The 5,460-nt window shown below is 75.6% G+C and carries 7 protein-coding genes; 1 reads left to right on the plus strand and 6 read right to left on the minus strand.

What is annotated here, in order from left to right; translation table 11 throughout:
- From AA75_RS53000 to AA75_RS38820, 4 genes are all read right to left on the minus strand, one after another.
- A partial coding sequence (locus tag AA75_RS53000; protein ID WP_233289380.1) for an urease subunit alpha occupies positions 1-711 on the minus strand: 711 nt, incomplete at its 3' end.
- Complete coding sequence (locus tag AA75_RS38810; protein ID WP_033825159.1) at positions 704-1,015, minus strand: urease subunit beta; 312 nt, start codon at positions 1,013-1,015, stop codon at positions 704-706. The genes AA75_RS38810 and AA75_RS53000, both read right to left, overlap by 8 nt.
- Positions 1,012-1,314, minus strand: a complete 303-nt coding sequence (locus AA75_RS38815; protein WP_033825160.1) for an urease subunit gamma — start codon at positions 1,312-1,314, stop codon at positions 1,012-1,014. Before AA75_RS38815 ends, AA75_RS38810 begins: the two co-directional genes overlap by 4 nt.
- Before the next feature lie 321 nt (positions 1,315-1,635).
- On the minus strand, positions 1,636-2,562 hold the full coding sequence (locus AA75_RS38820; protein WP_033825161.1) for a TetR/AcrR family transcriptional regulator: 927 nt from the start codon (positions 2,560-2,562) through the stop codon (positions 1,636-1,638).
- A gap of 77 nt (positions 2,563-2,639) precedes the next feature.
- Here AA75_RS38820 and AA75_RS38825 point away from each other — a divergent pair, with 77 nt between their 5' ends.
- Positions 2,640-3,524, plus strand: coding sequence for a siderophore-interacting protein (locus AA75_RS38825; protein WP_033825162.1), 885 nt, complete (start codon positions 2,640-2,642; stop codon positions 3,522-3,524).
- Between the two features lie 60 nt (positions 3,525-3,584).
- Here the strand turns inward: AA75_RS38825 and AA75_RS38830 are convergent, their stop codons facing one another.
- Together AA75_RS38830 and AA75_RS38835 are read right to left on the minus strand one after the other, a co-directional pair.
- Positions 3,585-4,136 (minus strand): DUF4240 domain-containing protein, encoded by a 552-nt coding sequence (locus tag AA75_RS38830; protein ID WP_033825163.1) that lies wholly within the window; start codon positions 4,134-4,136, stop codon positions 3,585-3,587.
- A gap of 66 nt (positions 4,137-4,202) precedes the next feature.
- Positions 4,203-5,300, minus strand: coding sequence for a DUF5937 family protein (locus AA75_RS38835; protein ID WP_033825164.1), 1,098 nt, complete (start codon positions 5,298-5,300; stop codon positions 4,203-4,205).
- Positions 5,301-5,460 lie beyond the last annotated feature (160 nt).

Here is a 5,460-nt window from a genome sequence, read left to right on the forward strand (position 1 = left end):
CCCCCAGTCCTCGTGGATCTTGAAGCCGAGCGCCCCGGCGCGCAGCTGGTCGTGCATGGACTCGGTGTTGACGGTGTTGCCGCGGCCGAGCAGGCCGATGTTGACCGGCAGGCCGTCCATGGCCTCGAACATCCGGGCCAGGTGCCAGCGGCCCGGGGTGATGGTGGTCGCCTTGCTGCCCTCGGCCGGGCCGGTGCCGCCGCCGATCAGGGTGGTGACGCCGGAGGCGAGCGCCTCGTCCACCAACTGCGGGCAGATGAAGTGCACATGGGCGTCGACCGCACCGGCGGTGAGGATCTTGCCGTTGCCGGAGATCACCTCGGTCTCCGGGCCGATCACCAGCTCCGGGTGGACGCCGTCCATGGTCTCCGGGTTGCCCGCCTTGCCGAGCGCGGTGATCCGGCCGTCCCGGATGCCGATGTCGGCCTTGACCACGCCCCAGTGGTCGAGCACCACCGCGCCGGTGATCACGGTGTCGGGCGTGCCGTCGGCGCGGCCGGCCCGGGACTGGCCCATCGACTCCCGGATCACCTTGCCGCCGCCGAACACCGCCTCGTCGCCGCCGGCGCTGCGGTCCTCCTCGACCTCGATCAGCAGGTCGGTGTCGGCCAGCCGGATCCGGTCGCCGACCGTCGGCCCGTACAGGTCGGCGTAGCGTTCGCGGGACAGGTGCAGCGCGTGGCCGCTCGCGTGCGCCGGGCGGTCAGCCATCGAGCGCTCCGGCGACCTCGCCGCGCAGCCCGTACACCTCGCGGCGGCCGGCGATCGGGACCAGCTCGACCTCCATCGGGATGCCCGGCTCGAAGCGGACGGCGGTGCCGGCCGGGACGTTCAACCGCAGGCCGTACGCGGCCCGGCGGTCGAACTCCAGGCCGGGGTTGGCCTCGGCGAAGTGGTAGTGGGAACCGACCTGCACCGGGCGGTCGGCCGCGTTGACGGCGGTCAGCCGGGTCACCGGCCGGCCGGCGTTGAGGCCGATCTCCCCGTCGCCGTACAGGATCTCACCGGGGGTCACAGGATCGGTCCGTGCACGGTGACCAGCTTGGTCCCGTCCGGGAAGGTCGCCTCGACCTGGACGTCCGGGATCATCTCGGCGATCCCCTCCATCACGTCCTTGCGGCCCAGCACCTGACGGCCGGACTCCATCAGCTCGGCGACCGTGCGGCCGTCCCGGGCGCCCTCCAGTACGTGCGAGGTGATCAGGGCCACCGCCTCGGGGTGGTTGAGCCGCAGGCCGCGGGCGCGGCGGGCGCGGGCCACGTCGGCGGCCACGTGGACGAGCAGGCGCTCCTGCTCGTGGGGGGTGAGCTTCATCGGCGCGTACCTCGGGTGGGAAGGTCACGGTGGGGGCGGGCACCGCACTGTGCCCCGAGCGCTCCCCCCGGACCGCGCGGTACGGCTGCGCGGTGCGGCTGCGCCGACGGCCGTCGCGCGCTGACGGGCGGCCCGTCCGGCGCGACCGCCCCCGGGCTGGTACGCGGGAGGATCCGGTCTCGTGGCGGTTACGGTAGCCGACGAACTTCCCGGCTCCAACGCCCTCACCGGGCCACGGCCGGTGAATTTACCCAGAATTGCCACAGCACCGGTGGTCCGTGCCGACGCCTGAAACATTCCGGCGGCGGCGGGCGGCGCGGGTCAGTCGGGGCGGGCCGCGGGATCCGGCCCGGCGGCCGCGACCGCCGCCGCGAGGCCGTCCAGCAGCAGGACCAGCCCGGCCCGGAAGGTCGCCGCGGCCTCGCCTTCCAGGTACGGGACTGGCTCGCCGTCCGCGCCACGGTCGGGCGGGCCGAAATCGGCCGCGCGGTCCTGCTCCACGGCCGTCAGCAGCGGGTAGCGCTCGGCGAAGTCCGGCGCCAGCTCCGGCAGCAGGGACGCCCGCGCGAACCACCACTGCTCGTCCGACACCCCGGTCGCCGCCGCGGCCTGTCGGGACTCGGCCACCGCCTGCGCCGATCCGCGGACGTGGTTGACCAGCACGCCGGCGGCCCGGCGCAGCACCCCGGCGCCGAGACCGGTCCCGGCGAGGGCCCGCAGCAGCGCCTCCACCACCGCGTACTCGTTGGGTCCGAGCACCGGCCTGGCCTGCGAGATCAGCAGGACCCAGGGGTGGCGGAGGTGGAAGGCCCAGCAGCGCTCGGCCCAGCGGGTGACGTCCGCCCGCCAGGACGGTCCGGCCGGGTGCGGCGGGAGTCCACGGCCGACCGCAGTGCCGGGCTCGGGCTCGGCGGGCGCCGGCTCGGCGGTGGGCCCGGGTTCGGCGGACAGGTCGGCGAGCAGTTCGGCCAGCACCCGGTCGTGCATCAGGTCGAGCAGTTCGCCCTTGCCGGGGACGTAGGTGTAGAGGGCCATCGCGGTGCGCCCGAGGCGCTCGCCGACGGCGCGCATGGACAGCGCGGCCATCCCCTGTTCGTCGGCGACCGCGATGCCCGCATCGACCACCGCGCCGACGCTGAGGGCGGGCTTGGGTCCCGGGCCGGTGCGCGGCCGGTCGGCCGGGCCCGGGGGGAGCCAGAGCAGGGCCATCGAGCGGCGGGGGTCGCCCTGCCCGGCGAATACCGTCACCGCACATCTCCTTATGTCGTAAAGTGGCGCAGCCGAGAGGATCTCTTTACGGCATAAAGATATCAGGAGGAGGGCTCATGGAGCAGCTGCCGGTATCACTGATCCGAGTGACGGCGGTCAACCGGATCACCCCGCGTACGACGCGGGTGACCTTCACCGCCCCGGCCCTGGCCGAGCTCGGCGAGGGCTGGCCCGACCAGCAGATGAAGCTCTGCTTCCCCCGGCCCGGCCAGGCCGGGCCGAGGCTCCCGGCGGCCGAACCGGACGGCGACGTGATGCGCTGGTACCAGGCGTTCCTGGCGATCCCCGAGCACGAGCGTCCGTGGATGCGCAGCTTCACCGTCCGCGCCCGCCGCCCCCACCGCGCCGAGATCGATGTCGACTTCGTCCTGCACGGCGACTGCGGCCCGGCCGGCCGATGGGCGGCCGCCGCCGCGTCCGGCGACGTGCTGGGCATGGTCGGCCCCTCCGCCGCGTACGCCCGGGCGCCCCGACCCGCCGACTGGCTGCTGCTGGCCGGGGACGAGACCGCGCTGCCCGCCGTCGCCGGGCTGGCGGAGGCGCTGCCGGAGGGCGCGCGGGCCATCGCGTACCTGGAGGTCGCCGACCGCGACGAGGAGCAACCCTTCCCCACCCGAGGCGAGTTGACCGTGCACTGGCTGCACCGCGACGGCGTCCCGGCGGGCCGGGGCACCGCGCTGGTCGACGCGGTACGCGGCGCGCTGCTGCCGCCGGGCACCGGGTCCGCCTGGCTGGCCGGGGAGGCCGGCACCGTCCGGGCTCTGCGGCGGCACCTGGTCGGCGAACGCCGCCTGGACCGCCGGTCGGTGGAGTTCGCCGGGTACTGGCGGCTCGACCTCACCCAGGACGACGCCCCGACCCCCGAGGACCTCGCCGAGGCCGGCGAGCGGCTGGCGGACCTCCGGGCCGACGGCGACGCGCCGGGCGTCGCCGGCGCATGAGAGCAGGCGGCAGGGGAACGGGTGGCCGGCGGAGGACCGGCCCGGGAGCCCCGGCCGCCGCTACTCGGCGAGGAGCGCCGTGAGCCGGGGCAGCCGGGCCGCCATCTCGGCGTCGTCGTCGAAGTCCCAGAAGCCGCCACCGTCACCGTCTCCACCGCCCGGCGTGGGGTAGGTGATGGTGAAGGCGTCGTCGGGGAGTTCGCTTCCGGTGGCCGCGAGGTGGGCGTCCCAGGCGATGCCCAGGGCCTCCTCGCACTCCAGTTCCGCCGACCCGGCCACCGCCGCCCGCACGGCGGGCAGTCCGGCCAGCGTGTCGGGCCGCTCGACGGCGCATTCGAAGGCTTCCCGGCCCTGGGTGATCAGCCAGCCGCGGAAGTAGTCGAAGCCGTCGTCGGAGCAGCCGCCGTTGAGCAGGTAGGCGGCGGCCCACAGCGGGGTCCGGTAGGACTCGGCCATCAGGTCCCAGAACACCTGCTGAGCCGCGAGGATCTCCGCGCGCGGCCGGGCGGCGAGCAGACCGGCGGCCCGCTCGGCCACCGCCTCGCCGTCGGACGGGTCGAGAACGCCTCCACGGGCAACCGCGATCAACTGCCAGAACTCCGCCTTGTCCATGGCCCCGAGCCTGCCACCCGGCACCGACAGCCCCGGCCCGACAGCGGCCGGCCACCCTCCGGACGGCTACCGCAGGACGGCCTCCAGCAGGTCGGCGCCGAGCCGCCCACTGGTCGTCAGGTCGAGCCGGTGGAGCAGGTAGCGGCCGCGCCGGGAGGTGCTGAGCAGGCCGGCCTTGCGCAGGACGGCGAGGTGGCGGGAGACCTCGGGGGCGGTGAGCTGCCAGGCCTCGGCCAGTTCCCCGGTGGTGTGCGCGCCGCGGGCCATGGTGCGGGCCAGCCGCAGCCGTACCGGGTGGGCGAGCGCCTCCAGCCGTTGCTGGACCAGGGCCAGCGAGACCGGTTCGGGCAGGCCCGGTTCGGCGACCGGGTACTGCAGGACGGGCCGCCAGCCGCGGGCGTACACGACCACCAGGTGCGGGCGGCCGAAGGCGGTGGGGATGAAGGTGACGCCGCCCGCGCCGACCGCGCTGGTGGAGTTGTCCTGCAGCTTGTCGACGACGATGCGGGCCGGACCGGCCTCCTCCGCGTGGTGGGCGACGGCTGGCGAGATCGACGCCAGCGCCTCGGCGGGACCGCGCCGGGCGAGCAGATCCGCCTTGTGCCGGGCGTCGGCCGCCAGCCCGGGCAGGACCTGCCGCCAGGCGTCGGCGAAGAACGCCTCCGCGCAGTCCTCCAGCAGCCGGCGGATCCGCGCGCGGACGGCCGGCGGGTCGGTGAGCAGCCGGTCCGCGAACGCCGCCTGCCGGGGACCGCGGGCCAGCGCGAGGTCGCGGGCGCGCTCCCGGGCCGCCGGGTCGGCCAGCGGGGAGCGGGAGCGCAGGGACAGCCGGGAGGAGCCGCAGGTCGCGACCAGGGAGGCGGCGGCGTACGTCTCGTCGTCGAGCCGGTCGACGGCGTCGAGTTCATCGGCGAGGCTCGCGCCGGGCAGGCCGGGGACCAGGAAGTCGGCCCGGGAGGAGCGCCACAGGAAGTCCGCCTCCAGCAGCCGGTCGGCCAGTTCGGGGCGGATCGCGGCCGTGGTCGCGGCGGCCCAGCCGTGCAGGTCCGGGTGGTGCGCGGGCTCGGCGAGCACGTGCAGCATCGCGGACAGTTCGGCGAGCGGCGAGGGGGTGAAGAGCAGCCGCTCGGGCGGCAGTCCGGTGATGTCGATGGTCAGGCTCACCCGGCCGATCCTCGCAGGTGGACCGGCGCGGGCCGACGCCGGTTGACGAAAACCGTCAACCCGCGTGCCCGGGCGGGCGGACCGGACGCAGGGTGACGCCCATGACCGTGATCGACGAGAAACCCGCCCCCGCTCCGTGCCCCGCCCCGACCTCCCGCCC

Origin of the sequence: Kitasatospora sp. MBT63, from assembly GCF_000710465.2 — a bacterium.
Taxonomy (GTDB): Bacteria; Actinomycetota; Actinomycetes; order Streptomycetales; family Streptomycetaceae; genus Kitasatospora.